This window comes from Sandaracinobacter sp., from assembly GCF_041909755.1.
In the GTDB taxonomy this organism is placed as follows: domain Bacteria; phylum Pseudomonadota; class Alphaproteobacteria; order Sphingomonadales; family Sphingomonadaceae; genus Sandaracinobacteroides.
In genome coordinates this window covers 1-3,449 of sequence record NZ_JAYRCW010000148.1, presented here as the reverse complement: position 1 = coordinate 3,449, position 3,449 = coordinate 1, and the positions used below count along the sequence as shown (strand labels likewise).

At 61.4% G+C, this 3,449-nt stretch carries 3 protein-coding genes; all 3 read left to right on the top strand.

What is annotated here, in order from left to right:
• The first annotated feature begins 321 nt into the window (after window positions 1-321).
• The 3 genes from ACE3O8_RS13200 (at window position 322) to ACE3O8_RS13190 (ending at window position 3,391) form a co-directional block, all read left to right on the top strand.
• Window positions 322-903 (top strand): hypothetical protein, encoded by a 582-nt coding sequence (locus ACE3O8_RS13200; protein ID WP_140159562.1) that lies wholly within the window; start codon window positions 322-324, stop codon window positions 901-903.
• A 77-nt stretch (window positions 904-980) separates the two neighbouring features.
• On the top strand, window positions 981-2,807 hold the full coding sequence (locus ACE3O8_RS13195) for a type I secretion system permease/ATPase (protein WP_374390470.1): 1,827 nt from the start codon (window positions 981-983) through the stop codon (window positions 2,805-2,807).
• Complete coding sequence (locus ACE3O8_RS13190; RefSeq protein ID WP_374390468.1) at window positions 2,804-3,391, top strand: biotin/lipoyl-binding protein; 588 nt, start codon at window positions 2,804-2,806, stop codon at window positions 3,389-3,391. Before ACE3O8_RS13195 ends, ACE3O8_RS13190 begins: the two co-directional genes overlap by 4 nt.
• The last annotated feature ends 58 nt before the right edge of the window (window positions 3,392-3,449 follow it).

The following is a 3,449-nucleotide window of genomic DNA, read 5'->3' as shown; positions in this document are numbered from 1 at the left end:
CGGATCGGGCAATCAGATCATGGGGGGCATGCCCCCCATGATCTGATGATCAAACAGGCGGCATGAACGACAACCGGGATTAGCTTAACTCAGCCGCCAAACTGTCCAAGAAGGCGGGACCACCTCATATTGCGATGGTCGCTGCCCCCGGACGCACGATTACAGGGGGAATCCAGATGAAATTCTGATGACGCTGCAATCGGCGTCTCACACCAGACATGCGGGCAATGCCCGCATGGGAGATGGATAAACCGTCTCCGAACGCCGTGCCGGAGCATTTTCTGCGGCACATTCCTGAAGTAAAAATGCAGGAGAATGAAAATGACCGTATCGATTATTCTTGAAGATGTGAACAACTTCCCTGGAATTCTGACCGCCTCCAGTTCGCTCGGAACGGTTCTGGATGCCGTGGAAGAAGCTGGCATGGCGGGATCGCACCCTGACACGACGGGTGACTTTACGGGAACGATCACGGCGTCGAATGTTTATGGCGTCGCGAACTATGGTTCGACCTACACCTATGGCAACGAGACGCTGGGGTATGCCGTCGAGATCACCGGCAACATCTTCTATTACAACCTCTGGGTGGATGGGGTTATCTCCGGTGCAACGAACCATACAGTTTATGGTGAGATCACCGGCATCACCATCTCAAACAGTCTCGCGGACTTCGACGATGATGCTCTTCTGAGCTTCACGTTCTCGCCAGGGGATCTGACAAGTGACCTGCTGGATGGCCAGAATACCGATGTCCATAACATCATCTGGGACCTGATGAATGGCTCGACTGACGCGCTCCAGTCGGTTCTCGTGAATAACTACAACATCGATCTGACTGACTCGGTTGCCGATTTGGTCGCCAATTCGCCGTTCAGCGAGGAAGTGCTGCTGCTCGCCGCCTGAACCCCCAACAGGCGCGAACATGGGAGGGATGGCGGTTTCGCCCGCCATCCCGACTGTGCCTTTCCCGAAAGAGCCCGATGCAAAAGACCGAGACCTTCGATGAAATTCGCGCAGCGGTCCTGAGCCTGCGTGGCAGCATCCGCGCCATCGCGGCATTCAGCGCGACGGCAAATTTGCTGATGCTCGCACCCGCGCTCTACATGCTCCAGGTCTATGACCGGGCGCTCGCCTCGGGAAATCTATTCACGCTCGGCATGCTGACCGTCATGGTGGTGGGACTGCTCGCGCTCATGGGGGCGCTCGAATATGTCCGCAGCCGCGTAGTCATCCATGCCGGATCGCGGATCGATGAACTGCTCGCGCGCCGTGTCCACCAGGCCGCCTTCGAGCGCGGGCTGGCCGGCGGGCAAGCCAATGCCGCGCAGGCAACGCGCGATCTCGATTCCATTCGCCAATTCCTGACCGGCAACGCGGTCTTCGCGCTTTTCGATGCGCCCTGGACGCCATTGTTCCTGCTGGTGATGTTCCTGTTCCACCCGTGGGTCGGCGTGCTGGCGCTTGCCGGCATAATCATCCTGACGGGACTTGCCTGGCTCAATGACCGCCTGTCGCACAGCATGCTCAAACAGGCAGGGACGCTATCGGTGCTGGCGACGCAAAGCGTCGAGATGCAACTTCGCAATTCGGATTCCATAGAATCCATGGGCATGCTGGATCGTCTGTTCCGCCTCTGGCGCACGCCCCATCGCGGATATGTGCGCCGGCAGGCCATGGCGAGCGAGCGCAGCGCCCTGATCGGCGCCATTTCGCGCACGATCCGCCTCGCGCTTCAGTCGCTCGTATTGGGTTTGGGCGCATGGCTTGTCATCGATGGCCGGATGAGCGCCGGCATGATGATCGCAGGCTCGATCCTCATGGGCCGGGTATTGGCGCCCGTCGACCAACTCATCGCCGCATGGCGCCAATGGGCGAGCACGCGCCTGTCGTGGGAACGGCTGCGGGCACTGCTATCCAGTCACCCCGCGCGGCCCGAACGCCTGCCCCTGCCTGAGCCTGAGGGAATCTTGCGCCTGGAAGGCGTTTCGGCACTTCCTCCTGGCGTGCAAGGAACGGTGCCAACTCTCGTTGGTGTGACATTTGCGCTTGAGGCGGGCGACATGCTCGGCGTCATCGGGCCTTCGGGTTCCGGCAAATCCACGCTGGGACGCCTGATCGGGGGCGTCTGGACCGCTCGGGCAGGAAAAGTCCGGCTCGACGGCGCGGATATCAACCAATGGGACAAAGAACGGCTCGGGCCGCATATCGGCTATCTTCCCCAGGAGGTCGAACTGTTCGCCGGCACGGTCGCTGAAAATATCTCGCGCTTTGCTGAGGGAGAGAGCGATCCGAAACATGTCACCGATGCCGCCATCATGGCTGGCGCCCACGACATGATCCTCTCGTTGCCGCAAGGCTATGATACCCGGCTCGGCGCCGGCGGTCAGGGTCTGTCGGGCGGCCAGCGGCAGCGGATCGCGCTTGCCCGAGCCCTCTACGGCCATCCCCGCCTCGTCATCCTCGATGAACCCAACGCCAGCCTGGACGATGCGGGCGAACTGGCACTGGTACAGGCGCTGGGTCGCCTGTCTGAGCGCAATGTGACAACCATTCTTATCACCCATCGTTCCAAGGTTCTGGAGTTTACGACGAAGCTGCTTGTCCTGAAGGACGGACGCGCGCAGGCCTTCGGTCCCACGGTCGAGGTGCTGACGCGCATGCGCGGCGCGACAGCAAATGTCCGTCCCGGCACGCCTCCCAATGGCCAGAAGGCACCAACGCCGGGCACGATCACGGTTGCACCGCCCAATGGCGGCGGAACCATGATTTCAGGCCTCGGCTTCGGCGGCGAGCCAGCGGGGGCATGACGATGATGGATACGGAACAGACCGAACATAAAGGCCATGCCTGGACGCAGTGGCGGCAGTTCCTTCGCGGGATCGGCAAGGATGCATCGTTGGACGAAAAGCCGACAGCAGAAGATCTCGACCGTGAGGAAGCAACGGAAGGGCAGAGGGAGGCTCGGCCCGCCAGCTTTGGCTGGTGGCTGCTGATCGTCGGCTTCGGTGGCTTCCTACTGTGGGCGATATTCGCACCGCTCGACAATGGCGTCGGCATGCCCGGCGTGGTCATGGTGACGGGCAACCGGCAGGCTGTCGAGCATCAGACCGGCGGACTGGTCGCTGCGCTGCATGTGCGCGAAGGCGATCGGGTGAAGGCAGGCCAGATACTCGTCGGCCTTGATCCCACCCGCGCCGGGGCGGAAGCGGAGAGTGTCGCCATCCAGCTTGCAACCGCGCGGGCGAAGGAAGCCCGTCTGCTGGCGGAACGCGACAGTCTGCCAGCACCGCTGTTCCCAGCCGACCTCGAACGTGACACGGATACCGATGTAGCGGGTGCGATTGCGTTGCAGCGCCAGCTTTTCGCGGTCACGTCCGTCAAGCTGGTGTAATTTTCTGGATGGCCTGAGGGCATGATCAGGCGGCTTTTGTGGTTATGCTGAGGATGGG